The sequence below is a fragment of the Allosphingosinicella deserti genome (assembly GCF_003012735.1).
Lineage (GTDB): Bacteria > Pseudomonadota > Alphaproteobacteria > Sphingomonadales > Sphingomonadaceae > Allosphingosinicella > Allosphingosinicella deserti.
The window spans coordinates 1-22,576 of sequence record NZ_PXYI01000015.1; the positions used below are offsets into that span (position 1 = coordinate 1).

20 protein-coding genes and 1 pseudogene are annotated in these 22,576 nt (G+C 61.3%); 12 read left to right on the plus strand and 9 right to left on the minus strand.

All coding sequences use genetic code 11. The annotated features are described in order from the left end of the window. Positions 1-294 precede the first annotated feature (294 nt). Together C7I55_RS26650 and C7I55_RS26655 are read right to left on the minus strand one after the other, a co-directional pair. Positions 295-924: a cupin domain-containing protein gene (locus C7I55_RS26650; RefSeq protein ID WP_106516102.1), complete on the minus strand. Its 630-nt coding sequence runs from the start codon at positions 922-924 to the stop codon at positions 295-297. Between the two features lie 275 nt (positions 925-1,199). Further along, complete coding sequence (locus C7I55_RS26655; protein ID WP_106516103.1) at positions 1,200-1,442, minus strand: DUF4279 domain-containing protein; 243 nt, start codon at positions 1,440-1,442, stop codon at positions 1,200-1,202. A 142-nt stretch (positions 1,443-1,584) separates the two neighbouring features. Between C7I55_RS26655 and C7I55_RS29370 the strand changes: the two genes are divergently transcribed. The 7 genes from C7I55_RS29370 to C7I55_RS26685 all read left to right on the plus strand — a co-directional run bounded on the left by C7I55_RS29370 (position 1,585) and on the right by C7I55_RS26685 (position 6,023). Next, positions 1,585-1,797 (plus strand): Arm DNA-binding domain-containing protein, encoded by a 213-nt coding sequence (locus C7I55_RS29370; RefSeq protein ID WP_332888444.1) that lies wholly within the window; start codon positions 1,585-1,587, stop codon positions 1,795-1,797. Between the two features lie 54 nt (positions 1,798-1,851). Further along, on the plus strand, positions 1,852-2,730 hold the full coding sequence (locus tag C7I55_RS29375; RefSeq protein ID WP_408640643.1) for a tyrosine-type recombinase/integrase: 879 nt from the start codon (positions 1,852-1,854) through the stop codon (positions 2,728-2,730). A 13-nt stretch (positions 2,731-2,743) separates the two neighbouring features. Beyond that, positions 2,744-3,676, plus strand: a complete 933-nt coding sequence (locus C7I55_RS26665) for a HEPN domain-containing protein (RefSeq protein ID WP_106516104.1) — start codon at positions 2,744-2,746, stop codon at positions 3,674-3,676. Positions 3,677-3,716: 40 nt separating this feature from the next. Next, the gene (locus tag C7I55_RS26670; protein ID WP_146151162.1) at positions 3,717-4,232 is read left to right on the plus strand and encodes a hypothetical protein; all 516 of its coding nucleotides are present in this window, start codon (positions 3,717-3,719) and stop codon (positions 4,230-4,232) included. A 26-nt stretch (positions 4,233-4,258) separates the two neighbouring features. After that, positions 4,259-5,263, plus strand: coding sequence for a hypothetical protein (locus C7I55_RS26675; RefSeq protein ID WP_106516106.1), 1,005 nt, complete (start codon positions 4,259-4,261; stop codon positions 5,261-5,263). A 153-nt stretch (positions 5,264-5,416) separates the two neighbouring features. Next, positions 5,417-5,728 (plus strand): DUF4160 domain-containing protein, encoded by a 312-nt coding sequence (locus tag C7I55_RS29530; RefSeq protein ID WP_106516107.1) that lies wholly within the window; start codon positions 5,417-5,419, stop codon positions 5,726-5,728. Then, positions 5,721-6,023, plus strand: a complete 303-nt coding sequence (locus C7I55_RS26685; RefSeq protein ID WP_106516108.1) for a hypothetical protein — start codon at positions 5,721-5,723, stop codon at positions 6,021-6,023. The genes C7I55_RS29530 and C7I55_RS26685 overlap by 8 nt, the downstream gene beginning before the upstream one ends. A gap of 94 nt (positions 6,024-6,117) precedes the next feature. On the opposite strand, the gene C7I55_RS26690 is transcribed toward C7I55_RS26685, so the two are convergent. The 5 genes from C7I55_RS26690 to C7I55_RS26710 all read right to left on the minus strand — a co-directional run bounded on the left by C7I55_RS26690 (position 6,118) and on the right by C7I55_RS26710 (position 10,732). After that, on the minus strand, positions 6,118-6,978 hold the full coding sequence (locus C7I55_RS26690) for a hypothetical protein (RefSeq protein ID WP_106516109.1): 861 nt from the start codon (positions 6,976-6,978) through the stop codon (positions 6,118-6,120). A 102-nt stretch (positions 6,979-7,080) separates the two neighbouring features. Then, positions 7,081-7,851 (minus strand): hypothetical protein, encoded by a 771-nt coding sequence (locus tag C7I55_RS26695; RefSeq protein WP_106516110.1) that lies wholly within the window; start codon positions 7,849-7,851, stop codon positions 7,081-7,083. Further along, positions 7,848-8,672, minus strand: a complete 825-nt coding sequence (locus tag C7I55_RS26700; RefSeq protein WP_106516111.1) for a TIGR04255 family protein — start codon at positions 8,670-8,672, stop codon at positions 7,848-7,850. Before C7I55_RS26700 ends, C7I55_RS26695 begins: the two co-directional genes overlap by 4 nt. Positions 8,673-8,731: 59 nt before the next feature. Next, complete coding sequence (locus C7I55_RS26705) at positions 8,732-9,655, minus strand: SDH family Clp fold serine proteinase (protein ID WP_199193095.1); 924 nt, start codon at positions 9,653-9,655, stop codon at positions 8,732-8,734. A 360-nt stretch (positions 9,656-10,015) separates the two neighbouring features. Next, positions 10,016-10,732 (minus strand): hypothetical protein, encoded by a 717-nt coding sequence (locus C7I55_RS26710; RefSeq protein ID WP_106516113.1) that lies wholly within the window; start codon positions 10,730-10,732, stop codon positions 10,016-10,018. A 982-nt stretch (positions 10,733-11,714) separates the two neighbouring features. Between C7I55_RS26710 and C7I55_RS26715 the strand changes: the two genes are divergently transcribed. From C7I55_RS26715 to C7I55_RS29100, 5 genes and pseudogenes are all read left to right on the plus strand, one after another. Continuing rightward, the gene (locus C7I55_RS26715; protein WP_106516114.1) at positions 11,715-12,917 is read left to right on the plus strand and encodes a VOC family protein; all 1,203 of its coding nucleotides are present in this window, start codon (positions 11,715-11,717) and stop codon (positions 12,915-12,917) included. An 88-nt stretch (positions 12,918-13,005) separates the two neighbouring features. Further along, positions 13,006-15,468: a pyruvate formate lyase family protein gene (locus tag C7I55_RS26720; protein ID WP_146151163.1), complete on the plus strand. Its 2,463-nt coding sequence runs from the start codon at positions 13,006-13,008 to the stop codon at positions 15,466-15,468. Further along, positions 15,461-16,651, plus strand: a complete 1,191-nt coding sequence (locus C7I55_RS26725; RefSeq protein ID WP_158266614.1) for a Dyp-type peroxidase — start codon at positions 15,461-15,463, stop codon at positions 16,649-16,651. The genes C7I55_RS26720 and C7I55_RS26725 overlap by 8 nt, the downstream gene beginning before the upstream one ends. Before the next feature lie 24 nt (positions 16,652-16,675). Continuing rightward, complete coding sequence (locus tag C7I55_RS26730; protein ID WP_106516117.1) at positions 16,676-18,529, plus strand: phospholipase D-like domain-containing protein; 1,854 nt, start codon at positions 16,676-16,678, stop codon at positions 18,527-18,529. Positions 18,530-18,564: 35 nt separating this feature from the next. Then, positions 18,565-18,642: pseudogene (locus tag C7I55_RS29100) on the plus strand (recombinase family protein); the annotation flags it as partial. A gap of 161 nt (positions 18,643-18,803) precedes the next feature. Here the strand turns inward: C7I55_RS29100 and C7I55_RS26740 are convergent. Both C7I55_RS26740 and C7I55_RS26745 read right to left on the minus strand, forming a co-directional pair. Next, a complete protein-coding gene (locus C7I55_RS26740) occupies positions 18,804-19,256 on the minus strand; it encodes a DUF1810 domain-containing protein (protein ID WP_106516118.1) in 453 nt (150 codons plus the stop codon). Positions 19,257-19,508: 252 nt separating this feature from the next. Further along, positions 19,509-22,400, minus strand: a complete 2,892-nt coding sequence (locus C7I55_RS26745) for a KAP family P-loop NTPase fold protein (RefSeq protein ID WP_158266615.1) — start codon at positions 22,398-22,400, stop codon at positions 19,509-19,511. Between the last annotated feature and the right edge of the window lie 176 nt (positions 22,401-22,576).

Here is a 22,576-nt window from a genome sequence, read left to right on the forward strand (position 1 = left end):
ACCTGCTTTGCCAGATCCAGCCCAATCGTAGTAACATCGCCCATGGACGCCTCCCTCAAGTGGCAGTTTGACACTCCACTTTGGCACATAGATGCCGTCGGGGGGCGTCCACCCCATCACCCTCCCCGGCTGTTGCCGGCGCGACCGCCGGGGACGGTGGCGAATGTCAGCTCTCGCGCGGCAGGCTGACCTTGGCAGTGTGCATGCGCCAGATCGGGAGCTACGACGTGCTCCGACCCAAACCGGACTTTGGATTACCGCTCGCTAAGAGGCGCATCAGTTGTGCGCGAAAGCTTATTGGCAGAAGTCGGTGCCCGCCCAGTCGCTCGTCAGCTTCATCCACGGCTCCCCTTCTGGTGCCAAGATCACAACAAGGCTGCGCCTCCCCTTGGGCGCGGCCTGCAGGTGTGCACCTTTCGGAACTATGTAGCTCTCACCCGCCTGGATCTTTTGCCGATCAGTTGGCGTCTCCGTGCATTGCTCGCCGTCGATCACGTAGAAGGCTTCCGGGCCCGAGTGGCTGTGAGCTCGCGTTCGCATACCGGGAGTGAACCAGGATTCCATGAACCGAGCGACGATCGGCCTTCCAGGTGCCATTGTGAACGGCCCTGCAACGTGGTGCGGAGGTAAGGCCGCCTCGTTCTTCTCTGACGATAGGATGTAAAGCCACCAGCGGCCGTGGGCTCGAACGGTGGCACTCCACGGACGCCCATTAGCGCTCGCGTTCGCCGCGTCTTCGCTCGCAGCGGGCACGATATGCCAGTAAAGCGTTGCTGGAGGCTTATCGATTGTCACCTGCGTCGTGAAGAAGCAGCCGGACTTACCGACATTCTCCCGAGCAGGCGCGGTGCATGCGCCGGGGACAGGAGGCGTCCCCTGTAGGGCGAGAACCGCGAGCACGCCAAAACCTGCACCCAGCATCATGGTCCCTCCAGCTCAGCGAGAGCAACATCTCATCGATACCCGACGCCCGCAACGCCTGATCTCACGAACTCACCCCCAAGCGGCTACGACCGCTTCTCCTTGCGATTCAGCTGTCTCCAACACTCAGCGGAGCTGCAACGACGAAGGTCAGTTTTCGTGCGACGGTATGACGTTGGCGCCGCCGCGTGTTCAGATCGGGACGGTGGTCCGGGTCCGACCCAAGTCGGACGTCGGGACGCCGCCCGGGACAGCGACAGGCGTCCAGCAGCGGACGCTTAGGCAGGCTCGTCCAAACCGTAGATGTCGAGATCAAGAAGAAGGCCACGGTCACCAAGGCGCGCCAGCGTTTCGGAACGCAGGGTCAAGCCCTCGTTCCCGCTGGCCAGGAACAATCCACAGAAAACCCGCCCACGAAACCGCTGTGAAAATGAGCGCCACGCGGGAAGGTCGAAAGATAAGCTGTCGAGGAGATCGGTGATCTGGCGGTCCAGATCACCAGGCTGACGCCGCTCCGCCATTTTGCCCCTCAGGGGGCATAGCCAAAACCCACCTAACCTGCTATAAAGTAGCGGAAATTAGCGGATTTCTTGTCCCGCAGCGTCCCGCGAAATTCCAGCAGACCCCACACAAAGTGTGGGGTAAAGTGTGGGGTAAAATGGCATGGGGAAACTCACAGCACTGAGGGTGAAGGCGGCTTCAGCCCCGGGCCGTTATGCGGATGGGGACGGACTCTTTCTTGAAGTCTCCGAATCTGGCTCTCGTCGCTGGATGTTGCGGGTGCAAGCCAATGGCAGGCGACGCGATATCGGACTGGGTTCCTTGAAGGGCGTGTCCTTGGCCGCTGCCCGCGGCGTTGCCGCGACCATGCGCTAGAAAATTGCGGACGGGATCGACCCCGTCGCTGAGCGGAGGCAGGAGCGCCTGATTATCCCGACGTTCAAGGAAGCCGCTACGCTCGTCTTTGAAGAACACAAGCCCGGCTGGAAAAACGGGAAGCACCAAGCGCAGTGGTTCTCGACGCTTGAGAATTACGCTTTCCCCAAGCTGGGGCGCCGGCTCGTTAGCGACATAGAGGGGCCGGTCATCCGTGACGTGCTGGCGCCTATCTGGCTCAGCAAGCCTGAGACCGCGCGCCGTGTCCGCCAGCGAATCGCCACGGTTCTCGACTGGTCGTACGCGAAAGGGTTCAGGGCCACGGAGGCGCCGATCCGGTCGCTTGCCAAGGGCCTCCCTCGCCAGCCGAAGAAGGGAAACCACTTCGCGGCCATGCCATATGAGCAGGTCCCCGAATTCATTGCACGCCTGCGGGAGCGCGAATCCGTAGGTCGCGTTGCCCTTGAAGCGCTGATCCTTACGGCCGCTCGATCTGGAGAGATCCGGTGTGCAGTATGGGACGAGTTGGATCTCGCCGAGGGACTTTGGACCGTTCCTGGTTCGCGGATGAAAATGGGCCGCCAGCATGTCGTCCCCCTTGCACCGCAAGCGATCGACGCCTTTCGGCGGGCGCGGGGCTACGCCAGCGCAGCGAGCGATCTAGTCTTTCCTGGGCAAAGGCGGAAGAGGCCGCTGTCCGATATGACGCTGTTGAAGATCCTGCGCGATATGGAACTGGACGTCACCGTGCACGGGTTTCGTTCAGCGTTCCGGGACTGGGTGGCCGAGCAGACGAACTATCCGGGCGAGATCGCGGAAGTCGCTCTGGCTCACTCCGTTGCTAACAAAGTTGAGGCGGCCTATCGGCGCACCGACTTTCTTCGGAAGCGAACGCTTCTGATGAACGACTGGGCTGCATATTGCTACGGGTAGTCCGCTCAGAAACGTGGAGCAGTCCGCCATCTACGGCAACCGTTGCCTGCCGGAGACGCCCGCTGCGGGGTATCTCTCCGGTGAAGGTATCATCGTTCATTCGATCGACGAGGTGAACCAGGCGCTGAAGCGCTGCGAGTATTTGTGGGTGGACATCGCCCGCGACGGGATCGCGCTGTACGAGCTTCCGAAGCGCGAGCTTGCGACCCCGATGCCGGCTTCACCGCAAGACGCATATGAGATGGCCAGCGGATTTTTCAGTGCTCAGCTCGCGGCAACTGATCGCTGGCCTAAGCTTGCCGACGTCTCCCTCGCTGAGCAGAAAGCGGACGCCGAATGGGCTAAAGCCGCCGCGTTCAATCTTCATCAAGCGGCGGAAACGGCCTGCGCTTGCTTCCTCTTGGTGCGGACGTTGTACTTCCCACGCTCGCACAACATCAAGTTTCTGCGGTCGCTGGCGGAAGACGGTGAGCCGCGCCTTATCAAGGCATGGCCGCGCGCAACGAAGCTGGATCGGCGCAGGTTCGGGATGGTGAAGCGTGCCTATGTCGAGGCGCGATATTCGGCGAACGATGAGATCGGGCGCGACGATCTTGAAGCGCTGAGCGATTGCGTGCGGCGGTTGCGTGACCTAGTGGAGGAGGTGTCGTGCGCTCGATTGGAAGGTCTATGGAATGCGGCAGATCCTGGCGCAGTCCTCCCGGAGCGCAGCTGGCATGTCTGGAAGCGACAGCGAAAGCGGCGACGTCCTGCCTTCTTGGGGCATCTGGATCGATGTGGAGGGCTTCAGCAATCTGTGGTCCGCCGGCGATCTCGCGCTGCGAGGCCTCCAGCATCTGACGCGCATGATCTTCGCGATCGGGACTCGCTGCTATCCCGAGGATCCCGACCGGCTTTTCGCGCACCAGATCGGGGACGGCTTCTATATCGCCAGCGACTTCCATGAGGCTTCGCTTGATCGGTGCGCCGCTATTGCGGTTGCGCTGATGCGCGGCATGACCGCGGCAGGCTGCGTTGCGCGCGCGGCGATCGCCGAGGGCGACCTCGCGGACTATTCAGGCTGCCGTCCGCCCGAGGTGCAGAAGCAGGCGGTCCGCGACGGTGACGACGACGTCATCTCCCTAGGCGAGGGCATCATGACTCTCCAGGCAGTCATGGGCCAGGGCATCATCAATGCGGTGACGCTGGACAAGCTCACGGACACCAAGGGCGCCATCCTGACCATTGCTGCCGCCAAGAAGGCGCGGCTCTCGCCCGCATTTCGCACCGCGCCGCTCGAGGCAAATTCGGAGGTTCTGGCGATCGATTGGGTGCATTCGAGCGCTCCGCTGATCGACCGCGTCGCGTCTCAGTCCGGGCTCGGAACGATCGATCCAGCGGTCTTGGAGGATCGTCTTCGAACCTACGTGGCCACGCACCGCCTGAAGAGCAGCTGGAGCACTCCGACCTTCCGGTACGCAGGTCTTAGGGAGAAGGCGGCATCTGAACCGGAGATTTCATAACGGTATTTTTTTTTTGGGGGGGGGCAATGATGAAGGCATTGGAGAAGGGCAGCGAAGTTACCGCCATGCTGGGTGCATGGAAGCGCGCTTTCGCAACGGGGGCCGAGGTCATTGGAACGATGGGTGGCCAGAAGGTATTCTGGCACGAAGCGTTCGGTATTTGGGGCATGTTCGGAACGACAGGCGGGAAAGAGAATATCGTACGCCCCTGGAACGCGTTCGGGCAGAAGCCGCATGATTTCCGTGGCAACATCATCGTCGAGATCAACATGCCGCCCCGTGGGATTGATCAGAATCTCCAGGCGATGTTCGCGCAAGACAGCGCGGGCCGCCGTTGGCTTTTGCATCAGGGACGCATGAGCGTTGCCGGGGCGCGGGTCACTGAGGCCGATTTCATTGCGGCGACGGGGCTCAAACCAACCAAGGTCACATTCAGCGACGGCACGTCGGGCGCCTACCACAAGATCGCCAATCTGAGCGCTTCAGCCATAATCATCCAGGAGCAGATTGCAGCTTTCATCGCGCATTGCTCCAGGGCGCGGCTCGTCAAGCTGGCGAAGGGTGAAGCCGTGGCCGACCTGACACAGGTTGAGGCCTGGGAGCGAGGCCTGAGCCCGGAATTGGTTGGCACCTTCGCGTTCGCGCCGCGGGCGGGCGGAACCGGGCGCCGCGTTCATGGCGAAATCTGGCGGGCACTTGCGGCCGAACTGAAGCGCCGCAAGACGCCGCATTCGAACGATCGGGTCTCGCAATACGGCCCGGACCTTTACACCTATGCCAGAGGGCCGAAAGTCCTGTTCGAGATCAAATCGGGATGCGGCGCGAACGACATCTTCGAAGCTGTTGGGCAGCTCCACATCTACGACCGCCTGCTGGGAGGTGGATACCGCAAGGTGCTGGTGGTGCCGGAAGGCATGGGCAAGGCACTGCATGGGCCGCTTGCCAGCTTGGCGATCGCCACGGTCGAGTTTCAGCGGAGTAGCGGAAAGATCATTCTCGCCCAGAAACCGCTGGACAAATGCCTTGCCTGATCCTTGAGCTTCGATTGCGGGAAACTGCATACGAACCCATTTCAAGGCCTCGGAGGGTAAGTTCCTTGACCTGCATAATTCCCGTTTCCACTGGCCGCCGAGCTCGAAGAGAGCCTTAACGCGGGGCCGATCATCGATGACCTCGGCCGGCGCATGCTGACGGAGGAGCAGTTCGCGCGCTTTAGTGGGCTGTCGATCCAAATCTATTCCGACGAGCACCCGCCGCCACATTTCCACGTGCGCCACGCGGGTGCCAATGTGTCGTATGCTCTCGACACCGGGTGCCGCCTCCCCGAGATGAAGGGGCTGGAGAAATTCGACTGTAACATCTCCAGGTGGTGGGAGGATCATAAGTGCGAGCTAATCTTGATGTGGAACCGACTGCGGCCTTCCGATTGCCCGGTTGGTCCCGTTCACGTGCCTAAGGAATGCCTCACAAATTTGAAGGAAGGTCACGATGATTGAACTGCCCGAACTCGCCCGCGCGGCCATAGAAATCCTAGCTGCCAATCCGGCGCAGAGGGACGTTGAAATCGATACTGCCGCCTTCACTCGTGCTCAGGTTTCCGAGTTGATCGATACGGTGTTCGAGGAGGGCGCCGCCGCTGGCATCGCGATCAAGGGGGTGGTGGTTGATCCAATGCAAGTTCCGCTGCCGGGCGATGCGGAGTTCATCAACGCATTTCGTCGCGACGGTCGGCTGGTCTTCCTCGACATCAATGTCGACGACAAGGTGATCGTTAAACGAGCAAAGCCGTGATCGGATCCGACGCCAAAGTAGCGGAAGGCGGCGAAACTTACGCCCGCCGGCAGCCCGCGGGCGATGATCGTACTAGCTAAGGCTGGGCACCCCGTCATTCACCCTGCGATGGCCTGTCGCTCGACGATGAAAGGTGATCGAAGTCTAAGGAGTCGGTCTCACGGTAGCGCGCGGCCGTCATGGTGTCGTAAGCCACTGCTTGGCCCCGCAGGTTCTTGAATGCGCCCGTAGGCACAAACCTATCGATCAACTCGTCAACGAGCTTTTGTGCATTATCTGGAATGGCTGCAGCCTCCGGGAAAACGAAGAGGATCAGGACGTTGGGCTCGGCTGCGTCCCAGTCGGGGCTGTAGGCACGGATATCATCCGTGAGGCCAAGGAAGTTACCCATGGGGCTGTCTTTGCCATGGCGCTTGGTCACTTGCTGAGAAATCCGCGCCAGCGCCTTGTTGAAGTCGTCCGGGAACGCAAAGCGAAGGTGCTTCCTTGCGAGGGCTTCGGCGAATCGGCGGCGATCGTCCTCGCTGGGACATCCTATGATCCGTGCCTCCGGCGGGAGCGCAGCCAGCAGAGGCTTCTCAATGACCATCACACGATCGAGGTCTGCGACTAGGCCATGTGCTTCGAGCGCGGGCACGTACGCCCTGTGGGTGCTCTTACGAAACGCCGCCGGATTGCTGGTGTCGGAGGCGATGAGGGGCGCTACTTCGACATAGGGTCGCCGCTCTGAGTCTCGAACGATGTCGCACGTTTGGCTCAACACTGCGAAGCCAGGGACATCGGTCATCACATCTAGGAGGAAGTCAGTTTGGTCAGCTCCCTCTGCTTGTAGTCGCGCGTCTCTCGACACCGGGGTGGCGGAATGGGCGAACGAGACGAATGGAACCGCCAAGCCAAGGACCACATCCCCTTGCCGCCAATCCTTCATCTTAGCATCGACATCTTCCAGCCGCATGCCGCCCCCGTCCGGCCGGAAGGTTGTTCCGGTCGGGAGCGGCTTTGAGGCTTCGTCAGAACCCTCGTCTGGTGCGGTGGCTGAGATGTCCTGCGCTCCCGTTTACGGACGGCTCCGCCTCAGCCGGCGCGCGCTGGGCGTGCCGACGGGCAGGGCCTCAATATCCGGGGCAGGTGACAGCCGCGCAACGATGTCATCGCGAAGCCCGCCCGGGTTTGGCTTGTACTTGGATTTACCTTTTACGCCTGTCGCCATCGCGACGGCAGCCTCAAATCGCTCCTCTGCCAGCAGATCGTAGGCACTGACGGTGCCAGTCTGCCGATCAAGAAGGCGGCGGCGCGTGGTCTGCTCATCGCCGGTGGCAATACGGTCAACGACATCCGCAAGGCTGCGCAACCGGCGCTCGTTGCCGCTGCTGATGGCATCCCCCGCCCGCCATTTGTGTAGTGCGCGACGGCTGATCTGAAGAAGTGGTGCGATTTCCTCGAACGTCAGGCCAGACCGAGACCGGATACGATCAACAAGATCTTGCGCAGCAGTGCGCACGTGATCGTTGTCGGCGCGCGTCACCTGCGCCTCAGATGCCTCAACCGTGACTTCGGCTCGAAAGACATTTCCCCGGGCTGCCGCAACTCCGTCGTCGCCCGATCGTGACCTAGATGTCCGTGCCGTGTCAGTGTAGTTGCGCAGGCGCGCATCCGTGAAGCTGATCAGCGGAGACGTTGAACCTGTTCCGCTCCCCCCCTGAACCAAGATGCCTTGGAGGTGGCGGCGGATCGATCCCATTTGATTGAGCATCAGTTCTGGCGACGGAGTTGTTGCATTTGCGGAGAATGCGATGGCGTCGCCGAATACGCCAGTGGTCGTCTTCATGGTTGTCCTCCGTAGAGGGTTAAAAACTCGTCGGTGACCATGTACCGGAACACCGAATAAGCTCGCTCAGCGAGCATATTGAAGCGGTCGGCCATATCCTGCGCATCAAACGGATGATACCCCGCTGTCGACACGTCAATATCCAACACCCAGCTGGGTTCTCCCACGGGTTCAAGGACGACGGGATCAAAAGTCCCTTGGGGTGGCAGCATGCCCCAGCGAGCGATCACTGCGCTGTCCTCGGCGCTCATCGAGGCCTCGCTGATCGCGTGAGTTACATACTCGCGCAGGGGGGGTATCGCGACTCCCATGAGGTTTGGCTGCACGATCTCATGCAGCCTCTCGTAACCATCTCCCACCACCCGTGTTACGTATCGAATACCTAACCTCTCACCTACGCCAGGTTCGAAATGGCGCTCAACGGCGTCCAGTACTCTAGAGAAGCGAGCGATGAAATCCGACCGCTGATCGTATTGGCGTGTTTCCAGAGTGACAGCATCAGGAGAGAGGGTCACGGTCCAGCCTCCACTCACGTCAGTGAACCGCCATACCGTCACCGCGTTCGCTTGTACGTTCGGTCCATTCGGGGCCATTTCAATGTGGAAGGCCCTACCTTCGTCCTGCCTGAAGACGGGATACTCGGCCCGAAGGTCCGCCTGAAACGGGGCCACATGTGCCTTGTCCTCGATGAAGAGGACGTAAGGAAACTTCACCTGGGCGAGGACCCGGGCAAGGGGGGCGCGCACGAGCAGGACCTCCGAAGGTGGAGGTCCGCCGAGCGGCGTGGGCAAATTGTGGATAACTGGCTCCATCGGCTTCATGTGAACTATAGTGTGAACTGAAGGTTCCTGCAAGGGTCCGACCTAGTTCACATCAAAATTCACACTGGCTTGGTGACTGGCTCGATCTCCAATCGCCCATTGGCGCGCAAGGCGTTGCTGAGCTTACGACCCTCGAAAACCTTCACAAGCTGCTGATTGCGCAGGTCGTGGGCATACATGCAGCGTAGCAGCCAGATGCATTGCCAGAGATGATCATCGAGAGGGAGGAGCTTGATGCGTAGCCCCAAGGCGGTCGCCTCCTCCGCATCGATGACTGAACCATGCGAGTGGAAGTGATCGCGTCCAGCAAGTTTGTCGACTATCTCGCTGATTTCCGCGTCCGGTCGGCCCCGCAACATGCCGGTCTCCAGAAGGGTGGTTGCGAGCTTTTTAGTTTGCGCGATTGCGTCCTCGGCGGTCCGACGCAGGAGGGGGTCCACATCATCTCCCACCAGAAGATGAGCCGAGAAGCGCATTTGCGGGGAAACCGTGAGAATGGGATCGATCGGCCCCAGCTCCGAGGTGATGCCCATCAGGACCTCGGCCGACGCGAGGGCTAGGAGCGTGCCATTGCTCTTGGCGCGCCTCGGAACGATCACGCGCAGGTCGGGCGCACAACTGCGTAGCAGTGCCACCAGTTTCTCGGTTGCGTCCGTCGAGCCGCCGTCCGTTTCCAGAAGCAGATCGGTCGGCTCCGGCGCGCTCGAGCCTAGAAGCTCGGCCAGATACGCGTCGTCCGACGAGGTGATTTGGACACCCTGATCGCCACTTTCGCAGTCCGCGAAATAGACCAGCAACCGTCGACCGGTGAGCTCCTCGATGTCCCGGATGAGCAGCTGACGAAGATAACGATCCTTCTCCGCCACCCAGAAAAGCGGTGATTGCTGTGGCAGCCGCCTACCACGGGGAAAATAATCTCCGTTCGAGCGCAGCCCCTGATTGTCTGGCGCGCTCTCACCGCCCGGACCCGCTGGGTCGTTCACGAACCTGCTTACCTCTGGCCGCTTCTTATTCCGATGATTTGTGCTGCTGCGCGCAGGTCCATCGGAGCGAATGAGGGCTGGCTGCGAACGTGCGGATCGTGCCTCACGATGGTGGAGCGGGAATCCACCAGGCACGAGTAGTCGACCAAGACCCATTTTCCGCTTGGCGGCGGGCCCTTCTTGATCTCCATGCTGTCCTCCGCTGCTCCCTCGCCCCATACTCGGATCAATGCTAAAACCGGGTAAAGAGCGATCCCCTCTTCGTGTTCCACGCTGAGTGCGCCAGATGCGGTGCCCGGTCAAGAGTCCGACACATCTCGCTCCGATAGGGATCGATCTTCGTATGCACCTCAGAGAAGTCTATTCCTCAAGGTCTCCACCGTTCATCTCCGCGACGATCATTCGGGGCCCGTCTTCCCACAGCCGAAAATCGCCATCGGCTGACGCCGTCAGCGTCGCCACGAGCTTACGAGCACCTCCCCTTGGGACACGAGTGCGAGGGACATGAGGCTCCAGACCGTTGGTGACTTGACGGAAAACGTCGCTGACCACCTGAAGGACGTGGTCAGCAGTGGGCCCTCCATTCTGCTCTACGAACGCGTGGAAGTCGGGCAGCGTGCTTGCCAGCCAGTCCACGTCCAACCGGATCACGTCGGAGATGCCGTTCGAATTTAGGGAAGAGAATGGTAGGCCATCGGCGGCAGTCGGATCGAAGGTGCAGCTGCCCTGAGCCTCAAGAAGGTCCTTCAAGCCGGTTTCGAATTCCTTGGCATCATACCGCGTTTCAAATAGGTACTCGGCGAGAACGTCCCAGTCTCCGGCAAGCAGCAGCGGGTCGCTGACCAATTCGTATTTGACGAGGTCGTCCTGTTTGCGCTCCTGCAGGAAACCATTGTTCAACGACGAGATCCTGTCCTGGATGGCAAGCGGGTTCGCGTTCGAGAAGCCGATCTTTGCGATATAGTGCTGCCCAACGGAGTGCGCCCATCGGTTCGCGTCCTTGCTAAACGCTAGATAGACAAGTGGCCACCCGCCTCTGGTGAGCGTCCGAACTGCATTAGCGTCATCCACCTTCATCGCATGCTCCTCAGGGATCGAGACCGAGGCACTGGTGGCGCCGATCTGCGGCAGGAGCTCTCATTATAGCGGAAGAAACCAGAGCTAGGTCGCCGATCAGGACCACGCTGCGGCGTGGCTGGGCATGCTGCACTCCGCTGCTGAATGACCGATTGGGTGCCGAACGGCACCCGGAAAGTCGCGAACAGCCGGGCGATGCCGGTGCGCGGCTGCTTGAGTCCCCCGAGGGAAGGCGATTCGGGGTGAATAACCCGCTAAAAACCATCTAGCACGAGGGCGGTTTCCGGCATTATCGTCCCAAAGCCTCCCGGACTGGCTCGCCCACTCGCCTTGGATGAAGGTTGCGCGGTAGGCCAGCCGAATGAGCGAGCATCAACACCTACACCGCGCAGCGCTGATCACGGTCGGGGAGTTTGCTGAGCTAGCTAGGCTATCTCGGAGGCAAATCGATCGCCTCCGCAGCGGGCGGCCAACGGGTTTCCCTCGCGAGTACGAGCTTGGCAGCGGCGACAGCAAGAATCGCCGTTGCCCCCGCTTCAAACTGTCTGATGTCGAGGCATGGCTTGAGAGCCGCGCACTTTGGTAGGCCGTCATCGGCTCCGGCGGTCGTCCGGGGAGGGCGTTGGCACCCCGCTTCCGCGGCCGTGGGAGTGCACAAAGATGTGGCCACATGTGTCGGTGATCGAGGGTAACGTCCGGTTTCAAAGACCGGCGCAATTGCGGCATCCGACGGCCCTGAATGGGACTTACCCCTCATTCACATGCCGGGAGCGAGCGCCAGCTCCGCGACGAACCGATCCTCAGAGGTGCTTCGGTGCGGTAAGACTCCTGATTCTCGGGCGACTGACCCTGCAGAATGAACTTAGAAGGAGCATGATCGCGTTCAACCATTTTTTGAAAGCAGAAATACTTTGCATTATGGGCAAAACGCGATAGGCTAACCGGTGAATCGATACACGCTTCGATTTACCCGGGGGGGACTATGGCAAACGGTGGCGATCAAAGCTTCTATTTCTTCGACATAGACGACAATCTGCTGTTCCTGCCGACCAGTATCTACCTATGGAATGCAGAGACCAAGACCGAAAAGGTCGTTGGCTCGGGAGAGTTTGCCGCGATTCAGAATTCGCTTGGGAGGCCCGGCCCGTGGCAGTCTTGGTCAATATTTGATGGCACTTTCCGCGATTTCCGGGATGATCCCGCGCTGCCCGTCGAGCAACAGACGTTCATCCGCGATCTTCGCGCTGCGCTGGACGGCGTAGCACCATGGCAGGGGCCATCTTGGCCGCTGCTGGTGCACGCCGCGAACAAGAACCGCGCCATCGCGATGGTTACGGCGCGGGGTCATGCTCCAGCGACGATCGAAGCCGGCCTTGCCCTCTTGGTCGCCCGTGGCTTGCTTGTTGCAGTCCCGCCGATCCTCGGTATCTACACAGTCTCCAATCCTGACGTACGCAAATTGCTTGGAGCCGATGATCCAGCGATGACTGTGCCGTCGGTCAAGAAGCGGGCGATCAGACACGCGGTCGGTCTCGCGCTCGAGCGTTATGGTCCGGACCTTCCGCACCGCTTCGGGATGTCCGACGACGATCCGAATAATGTCGTGTTGGCGATTTCGGCAATGCGCGATTGCAAGCAGGACTATCCAGACAAACGCTTCTTCGTCATCAACAGCAATCACGACGAATATGTGAAGCTAGAGATCTTCCCGATGGCACACCCCGTGACGGGGCCCGCCGCAGGTCAAGCGCTTCTTGGGGGCACTCCTGAAACGCACGCGCCTTTGGCGCCAAGCCTGGGGGGCAACGCTTCAATCTACGTTACGGATATGGATCGGGCGGTCGACTTCTACACGAGAAAGCTCGGTTTCCCGCTCAAGGTTCGCGTCGGAACGGAATGGGCCGAAATCGACGCGGGCAAAGGTTTGGTGATCGGAATTCATCGCGCGCGTCCGCCTGAGACCGTCGCCGCGGGCACGCGCGGAGCGATCAATATCGAGCTCGCAGTGACCCGGTCGCTCGACGACATCGTCGGCGACCTCAAGGCACGTGGCGTCACCTTCAAGGGCGAAATCCTGAACTATCCGGCAGTGCGGATAGCGACCGTGCTCGATCCCGACAACAACGAGATCCTGCTCGGCCAAGTGCTCGACGCAGGCAAAACGGTGCAACCCAGTGCATCATAGTGATGTCGCCTATTGGCGCTATTTGCAGTCGCTTCCGCGTGGCCACGAGGATCTGCCTTCGCCACGCGCGTGCAAGTTGCTCCTGCGGATGTTTGAGCGCTGGAAGGGCCGGCCGGGCTGGCTTGTCGAGGAGCAGGTCGGCCATCTCTTCCGGGGACGCGACGACCTGCCGGAAGCGGATCGCGAGGCGCTGGCAGCCCAACCTGTTATCATCCGCAAGGCACTTGCCGTGCAGCGCATGCTCGAGATCATACTCGACCCTGAGATCGCGGCCTCGTCCGGATCGTCAGAGATCCTCGCCGACGAACTCATCATCGGCACTCTCCCGCCTTTCGCAGTTGGCCAGGGCAAGGAGTTCGTCCGGTATCTGACCAAAGATGAAGAACTGCGTGGCGCGCTCACCTTCCTCAACGAGCTCTCCCCGATGGGACATATCGTCCCCAATCATAAGCTCGTTCTCGACCGGGGACTCGATGCGATGGCGGCGGATGCCCGGGCGCGCGCGGCGAACGATGGCGCATCCGAGCGGGAGCGCGCTTTCCACGAGGCCGTGGCGATCACGCTCGAAAGCGTGGGCGCCTATGCAGCGCAACATGCTAAGATGGCGCGCGAGGCCGCGGCGAAACTGGCGGGCGGCGATCCACGGCGCGAAAGCCTCGAGCGCGTCGCTTCGTGCCTTTACGTCGCGCCGCGCGGGCCTGCCCAAAGCTTCCACCAGGCGCTCCAAGCAATCTATATTCTCCATTGCGCGCTGCACTGGACCGTCGAGATCGTGCCGATCGGCCGCCTCGACCAGCTGCTCGATCCCTATCTGCAGCGCGACCTCGACGACGGCGCTCTGACTCTTGAGGACGCACAGGAGCTGATCGACTGTTTCTGGATCAAGCTCGACGAACGCGTGATCCTCGACAACCGGCATGCGGAAAATCGCTTCACAGCGTCGGATGGCGTGCTGACTGGGTATCTCGGATCGTCTAACTACGACCAGGGCGGCTTGCTCAACCAGTGGATGCAGCAGGTCACCATTGGTGGACTGCTGCCGCAGGATGGTGCGCCCGTCGACGCCTGCAACGCAGTGACGCGCCTGTGTCTGGAAGCGGCCCGTCGCCTGCCGCTCAACAGCCCGACTCTCGATCTGCGCGTCCATTCCGGGACGCCACGTGACGTGCTCGATCTCGCTGCGAGAGCTTTGATGAGCGGTGGCGCGCATCCGGTGCTGCTGAACGACGACATCATCGTTCCTGCGCTGGCCGAGAATAGTGCTGCCCCTATCCCGCTGGCCGCCGCGCGCAACTATGCCTGTGATGGCTGTTATGAGACCATGATAGCGGGTGAGAGCGAGTTCAGCTTCGGGTTTGTCTCTGCGCTCGACCTGATCGAGAAGGCGCTCAACCGCGGCGCCGGTCTCGCGGGCGCGGGGCCGGTCAATCTGCGCGGCACCAAGGACAGTTGGCGCAGCAAGCCCGCCGCGCTGATCGCCGATATGGTCGAGTTCCGCGCGATCATGCGTGAGCATCTGATGCTCGCCTGTCACCGCTACTTCACGAGCCTGACCAGCCTCTATGGCAACAAGGCCGATTTTGCGCCTTCGCCCTTGCTCTCCGCGCTGATCAGCGGCTGTGTCGAAAAAGGCCGCGATCTGACCGAGGGAGGATCAAACTATCACATCTTCTCGCCGCTCCTCGTCGGGGTCAGCAACGCGGCGGACTCGCTGTACGCGATCGAACGGCTGGTCTTCGTCGAGAAGGCCTTCACGCTCGAGGAGCTGACCACCTGTCTGGTTACCGATTGGGGGCACAGCATGCTCGCCCAGGCCGGGCGCGTCACGCCCGCATTCGGCCCCAACCTGAGCGTTGAACGGATCGAGCAGATCCGGCAGACCTGTCTTGCGCTTCCGAAATTCGGCAATGGAACCGATGCGGTCGACAGGCATGCCTGGTGGCTCATGGAAACCTTCGTCTCCTGTATCGATGAAGCGCGCACGCATCCGCTGCAGGCCGCCAACATCGCGCGCCTCGCCGAAAAATACGGCACCGCCGACCATCCGTTCGTGATGAATATCGCGCCGGGCGTCGGCACGTTCGAACAATATGTTGGAGTCGGCTCTTGGAGCGGCGCGACGCCTGATGGACGGCGTTCCAGGGCGCCGGTCGCCTCCGATCTGTCGGCGGCACCGGTCCCCAATGATCTCCCCTCATGTGTCGGCGGCGACAAGATTGAACATGCGCGGCAGTTCAGCCTGGCTGACAGCATGCGCAGTTATCGTCACGAGGTGATGACCCGCTTCGGCGATGGCGCACCCGCGGACTATGTGCTGCCGGAAGATTATCCGGCGGATAAGCTGGGGAATGTGCTCGCGGCTTTCGCGGGCGGCACAGGCGGGTCGATCTGCACCTTCACCGTCGCCGATCCGGCGACCTTCGCCGCTGCGCAGGCGAACCCCGAGCGCTACAATCTGGTCCGCGTCAGGATGGGCGGCTGGACGGAGTTCTTCGTCGCATTGTTCCCCGACCATCAAGAGCAGCACAAGAGGCGGCCGATCTATGGCTGAAACCATCCTAACCCCGCCGCTGCCCGATTATGGGGGACCGCATCAGCCCGGCATCACTGACCCGGTCTGGCCGGCTACTGCGCCGGAAGGCGTGGGAGAGGCGCAGTATGATGCGCTTTATGCCGGTCAGCTTGAGCGGCAGCGCCATCTTCACGTCATAACGGCAGACGTGGCGTCACGCACGCGCGAGGACCTGTCCGACCTGCTCTGCGAGCTGACCAAGTTCGCCAAGCGTCAGATGGCCAAGCTCCCACCCAAGGATACCCAGCGCCCCTATGACGCGCCCGTCGTAACCCGGCGTGTGACGGTGACGGTCGGGTTCGGCGCAACCTTGTTCACGACTCTTGCCGGCGATGATCGGTTCAATTTGGCGGCGCGCCGGCCCGCGTCGCTCAAGGTAATGCCCCAGATCGACGGAGACGAGGGCTTCCATCCGCGCGACCACGCCACCGATCTCGTGATCCTGGTCTCAAGCGACGATTATTATGTAAACGAGTATATCTTCGGCCGGCTCTATTATCGCGGCGTCCATCCGGACATTCGCGTTCGCAGCGTCGAGCGCGGCTATGCCCGTCCTGACAGCCGAGAACCTTCCGGCTTCGAGGACGGAATCACCAATCCACGGGACTGCACCGCGCCATCGTCCATGCACGACGTCGTCTATGTCCGCGCGGAGGACAGCGAGCCAGACTGGTGCGCGGGCGGCACCTACCTCGCTTATCGTAAGATCCGGCGCCGGATGAAGCGCTTCTTCGACCTGTCGCCCACGGCGCAGGAGTCGGTCTTCGGCGTCGAGAAGAAGTCGGGCACCCGCCTGGAGCCTCTCGACGCGCATTCACATGTTGCCAAGATCAACCCGCGCCGGACCAACCATCTCGATCTCTTCGACATGGACGACCTCGAGCGCCGCTTTCTGCGCCGGCCCTATTTCTTCGACGACGGGCTGGACGCGGCGGGCGAAGAACTGCGCGGGCTCCATCATCTGAGCTTCGCCCGGAATTTGGGAGCACAATATGAATGGCCAGTGCTGATGTGGCAGACCAATCCTGACTTCCCGGTTCCAGGCGCGGGGATTGATAATCTCTACGGGACTGGCGGCGCGTCCAATATCGCTGGCGGCTACTATTTTATGCCCGCTGCGGCGAGCGGAGACGATCATTTGGGCACACGACTGGGGCTTTAAGCGCGAACACGGGGGCGACATACGATGCGGTTCAAGTCTGACAAAGTCGGCGATTTCCAGGTTTATGCTGTCTCCGGGACCAACACGGTTTCTTTTGGCATCGATTTCGATTCAGATAAGATTGCCGACCTAATGGGATTCGCGGTCGAGCGGCACGACCTGGAGAATGACGAACGTTATTACATGTACGGCTTCAAGGTCTTCGAGTCGATCTACCCGCACCCTGATGAGGCCTTGGTCGTAACCACCTTCGACCAACCCGTGCAAAGCTTCGTGTGGGACGATTTCACCGCCAAGGATGGTCAGGAATACGTCTATTATTTTCATCCTCTGAAGGGGTCATCCAAGAAATTGGACCGCTCGCTTCCGCCGATCCCGATCAGGATCGAGACCGAAAAGACTTTTACGAACGGCACGCATGACGTTTTCTTCAACCGCGGGGTCGCTAGCAGCCAGGCTTATGCGCGCAGGTTCGACAACAAGACCCCGGAGCAGCTCAAGGGCCAGAAGCGCGAAGAGGCCCTGCAATGGCTGAGCCGAAATCTCGACGAAGCGCTCCACGAGTTCATCAAACAGGCCAAGAAGGGCGACACGATCCTCGGCGCCTTCTACGAGTTCCGCTATCCGAATGCCGCCAAGTGGCTCAAGGAAGCGGTCGACCGTGGTGTCAACGTCCAGTTGGTGATCGACGCCAAGAAGAATGGCGGCCGGATCGACAAGAAGACAGGGAAGCCCGCTCCCGATTTCCCCCGGACGGACAACAAGCAGACGGTCAAGAACGCCCAGCTACCGGCGTCGGCAATCGCGTGCTGGCGTGAGAAGAATGTCGGCGACATTGCTCACAACAAGTTTATGGTTCTACTGAAGGGCTCGGCAAAAAAGCCAGTCCAAGTCTGGACGGGTTCTACCAATCTGTCCAACGGTGGCATCCATGGGCAAACCAATGTGGGTCATTGGGTCCGCGACGCTGCCGTTGCTGAACGGTTTCAGGCCTATTGGCAATTGCTTTCGAAGGACCCCGGAAAGTCGCCGACCGACACGTTCGCGCAATCAAAGGCTGCGATGGGGAGTTTCCGCAGCGACGTGGCCGGCTTGTTGGAGGCACCAACGGACTGGACGACGATCCAGCAAGGAACGACGCCGGTTTTCAGTCCTCGGGCGGGGAGCGCGGTGCTCGACATGTACGCCGATATGCTGGACCGTTCGAGCACCCTCGGCTGCATCACGCTCGCATTCGGAATCAGCGAGGTGTTCAAAAAGCGACTGGTTACGCATACCGCCACTTCCCCGCTGACCTTCCTCATGCTGGAAAAGCGCGATGCGCCACGCAAGGCCAAGCCGGGGACCGCGCCCAAGCCGTTCATAGATCTGAACTGGGAGCACAACATCTACTCCGCCTCGGGGGCTTACATCGAGGACCCGCTCTATCGCTGGACGCGGGAAACCAACGCCAAGAAGCTGCAGCTCAACCAGCATGTGAGCTACATTCACTCGAAATTCCTGCTTCAGGACCCGCTCGGGCCCGATCCGATCGTCGTGACAGGCTCCGCCAATTTCTCAGACGATTCCACCAACAACAATGACGAGAACATGCTGCTGATCCGAGGCGAGAGGCGGGTAGCCGACATCTATTTCACCGAGTTCAATCGGCTGTTCTTTCACTATTATTTTCGCTCCGTGCGTGAGGCAATCAGTGAGCACAAGAAGAAGGGTGAGATCGGTGTTGCCGCGATCTCGACTTCGGATAAGTCGAGCCTGTTCCTTGCGGAAAGGCCGTCCGACTGGACCTCGAAATACAAGCCTAACAGCCTGAAGACGAAACGCGTGAAGATGTTCACGGACATGTCGGGCGCGAGCAATCGGCCCGTCGCACCGTAGCGCTCAAGGCTACCGAGCAGTCGGTCGACACCGACACTGCTGCTAGAAAGGCGTTCCTCGACATGCTCGGCGTCTTTGCCGAGTTCGAGACCAACCTGAGGAAAGAGCGTTAGGCCGAAGGCATCCAGGCCGCAAAGGCGAGGGGTTCTACAAAGGTGGCAAGCACCGGATAGACGCGCAGTCAGTACGGAAGCTTGCGGCTGAAGGGGGCAAGCTAGCCCATATCGACCGCCAGCTGGAAATTTCGCGGGGAACGGTGAACCGGTTCCTGCCTTCAGCTAGCGGAGCCGCCGGGCCAGCGGACTGGGTCCAGCACTCGCAAGGTGGCCTGATCTCGGGAGCCTCCAAACCATCGATCAAGCGTAGCGGTGAAGAGGGGCAAGGGCTGGGCCACCTCGAAAAGGGTCAGTGACGATCGCAGCTTCACCGCATCAACCTCGCCGAACACCGCAACCGGATCGCTGATTGCAAGATTCTGGAGAGCAGCGACGCACTCCAGGTAACGAGGGCCGAGGAGCGGATGCTCAAGGTACGCTCGAGCCTCGTCAATCGAGCGGATGCCGTAGAACTCGGCAAGCTGGCTACGGCCAAGGCCTTCTAGCTGCGGGAAGACGAACCACATCCAGTGGGATCGTTTGACGCCGCGTCGGATCTCCGCCAGCGCGTCGGCGTAGATTGGGGCCTGAGCTTCGACGAAGCGAACGAGGGTCTTAGAGTCAGCAATCATCTTACAATCCCCCTCGGGAAGGCTGATAGAGGGTATTGACCCTATCTCGGCTGCGCTCTCTTGCGATCAAGCCATCCACTGCGGAAACCGTGGATGTTCGATTTGCTCCGCGTTGTGAATGCGCATCGCGCGCGTCATGTTGTGCCCGCCCCCGCCGCGGGAGCATTCGTTATCCGTCGCCGAACCCGTTGAACCGGCCGCTCGGTTCGGCGAGCAGGCTCATGTGGTCGAAAATAATCAGCCGTTTCCTGATCACCAGAACCCGCGCTCGGCGGCGTCGGACAGGCGTTCGCCGCGCGGTTGATTGACCTCGTCGACGAAGAACTCGAACAATTTCGCGTCGCGCGACCAGTTGCTTTCGCTATCGGTCGGCAAGCTCAACTCCTCTTTGAGCGCGTTGCGCCACGCTGCCGGCGCTTCGGCCCGTTCGGCATGAGCCTCGAGTGCGCGCAGCCGCCTGACGATCAACGGGACGCCGAGTTCCTCCGGCGGCCAACGCGCCTCGTCGGCGCCCCATTGCAGCCAGCGCAACATGTCGGGCCAGCGCAGCGTGAGCGCGATCCACCGCGCATACTGGCCGGCATTGGGCGGGTGCCAGGCCGGCTCCTTGACGCTGCGTGCGGCGCGCAGCGTCAGATAAAAGCGGGCGAGGTTAACCATGCGCTTCATCTCGCGCGGGTTCCCCACCGAAAATTGCGCGATCCGCCGGATGATCGCCCCAACATTGCGGCTTTCGGTGAACGTGGCGATCGTCTCTGGCTCGGGTGCTGGTTGGAGCGGTGTGTCCGCCGAGGGGCCGTCCGCGATTTCGCGGATCACGCTTTCAATCGTGTGATCGGCCGCTGGCGGGACGCTGGGTTGCGGCATCGCCTCGGACCGGGTGGCGGCGATCGCGGGAGCGGGGCTCGCGACGCCCGCCAGCCAGTCGACATACGCGGTGAACGCGCCCGTCTCGCTCGGCGGCAGCGTGAATGGCAACTGCACGAACTTGTCCATGAACCGCCAGCCCAGTGGTACCGCGCGCTCATAGCTTGGCAGCTTCTGGCGGACATCCTCATGCGCCTTTTCGAGTGCGGCGGCGACCATCTGCGGGTCCATGCCGATCACGAAGATGCAGCGATATTCGTCGGTGGCAAGCAGCATGCTGACCCCCTCGACGACGCTGGCGACCTTGCCGGGCGAGCAGCGGTCGAGATCGTCGATGAAGATCACCAGTGGCGCGGAATCGCCGTCCTCGCCCTTGTGCGGCACCAACTCGAGCACGCGCTTCAAATCGGCATGGACATGGTGCAACTCGCCGACGCCTTTGTCATAATCGGGCACCTTGATGACGTCGGCAAGGCTGAACGAGGCGGGCTCCTTCTTGGTCTTGAAGCTGCTGGCTGCGAAACTGATCAGGAACCCGAGTGTCAGGATCGCCTGTACAATCAGCATGTAGATGAAGCCGCTTCCGGACCACAGGCCAACCGCGCGTTGAAGCGCCGGATCGAGCTCCGGCTTCGCCGCGGCGAGGCCGAACAGGCTGAGCATAATCGATCCCGCCGCAACCGCCCAAACCTTGGCCTTTCGCCACCATAGATTGACGATACGGTCGTAGATCCGCTTGCGAACGATCCCGTCATCGATCCGGGCTAGCTGGAGCTTGAGCAGGAATTTCTCGCGTTCGAGTGGCGAGAGGCGCTGCGCGATCTGGCTGACGATTGCGTCCACCAACCCGGCCCAGAGCTGTTCAGTGGTCTCATATTTCCAAGCGTTGAACCAGACGGTCCAACGGCGCTTGGAACGCGCCGCCTGTTCGTCCGGCGTAACCAAGATTTCCTCGCGGGCCTCGAGCAGTTCGGTGACCTTGCCGAGCAGCAGCTTGGGCAGCTTGCGCAGCTCGGCAAGCGGCATCTGCTTATACTTGCCACGCACCTCCTGCGGGTCGAGCGCTTCGCGCACGAGGTGCATCAGCGTCGATTTCCCCCCACCCCATGGTGCCTGAACGCTTATGCTGAGTGGCGCGCGCGTATCCTTGTCGGTCAGGAAGGCACGGATCGCGGTCGCATAGCGCGCATAGTCGAGCTGGTCGTCGCTATTGGCCACATCGTTTTGGAACCGGGTCGCGACCCGACCCAGCCGCGCATCACGATACTCAGCCAGCAGCGCCTCGGGCACGATGCCGGCGTCCTCAAGCAGGTTTCGCAACCTGGTATCTTGGTGTTCGAGTAGCGCGCCGATGACGTGGTCGATTTGAATGGCATGGTCATCGCCGCCAGCGCGGGCATGGGCTTCGACCAGAACCGCGGCGACGTTGTCGGTTGGCGGTAGGATCGTATCGGCGACTCCGCTCGGCCGCCTAGTGTCGCCGAAATAGTGCTTCCATGCGGTATCATATTGATCGGCATACAGTTCCTCGAGCGTGAGCGTGAAGAATTCGGCAGCACCGTCGCGGAATAACGCGGTCTCGGTCACCGGGCCGTGACCTTCGCCAAGCGCGAAGAACAACAGGCTGGTCGAGACGCCCGAGCGTTTCACCATCGGCGCGAAGGTCGAGGCCAGCTCGAGCAGGTCTGTGACCGCCGCTGAACGCGGCATGCGATACGGATTGATTATATTGGCATGTTCGGGGCGGCGCTTATGCGCCAGTGCATCTAGGTCGTCGGCCACGATCACCCGTCCGAGCTTACGCGCGAGAGCCGCGAAGGTCTTGCGCACCGCGCCATCGAGGTCTGGCGGCAATGCGATCACAGTGCGGGCTTTGCCGTTCTGGATCGTTGGCTGCGCCTGCAGGATGGCGGCGGTGATCGCGAAACTCTCTTCGTGGCTGAGGCCGCCAGCGCCAGTGCCCATCAATGGCACCCAATAGGATGCGGCGGACGCAACCTGCGGATCGCTGAAGGCCAGCCCCAAATTGTGTTCGAGCGCCTCGTTGGTCGGGCGGCCGTCTATCGTGACGACATAGCAGATTAGGCCGACACGAGAGTTGCGCAACGCATAGCCCTGAGCGAGTTCGTCGCCGCTCGGGAGCGCCATCGGCAGGTTAAGCTGCGTGAGGATCTGCGAATTGAGCGCGCCGGGCGTGCCGGCCGAATCTGTTGACAGGAAGATCACTTCGGCGTCGGGCGGCGCGTTGGCGATCGCCTGAACGCTATGTTCCCGCATTCCCCGCGGGCTGCTCGCGCGCGCCATCAGTGCCGAAGTCCCCGCTGTGACGCATGCGCCGAAGCTTCCGGCAGCGGCCGGACCGCGTGTCGCGGCGTGCGAATTTGATTGCGCATGATGTGCCTCCCCACGGACCATCTACCAGCATGGCCGTGCGGCGGGAACCGGGGGGCTGC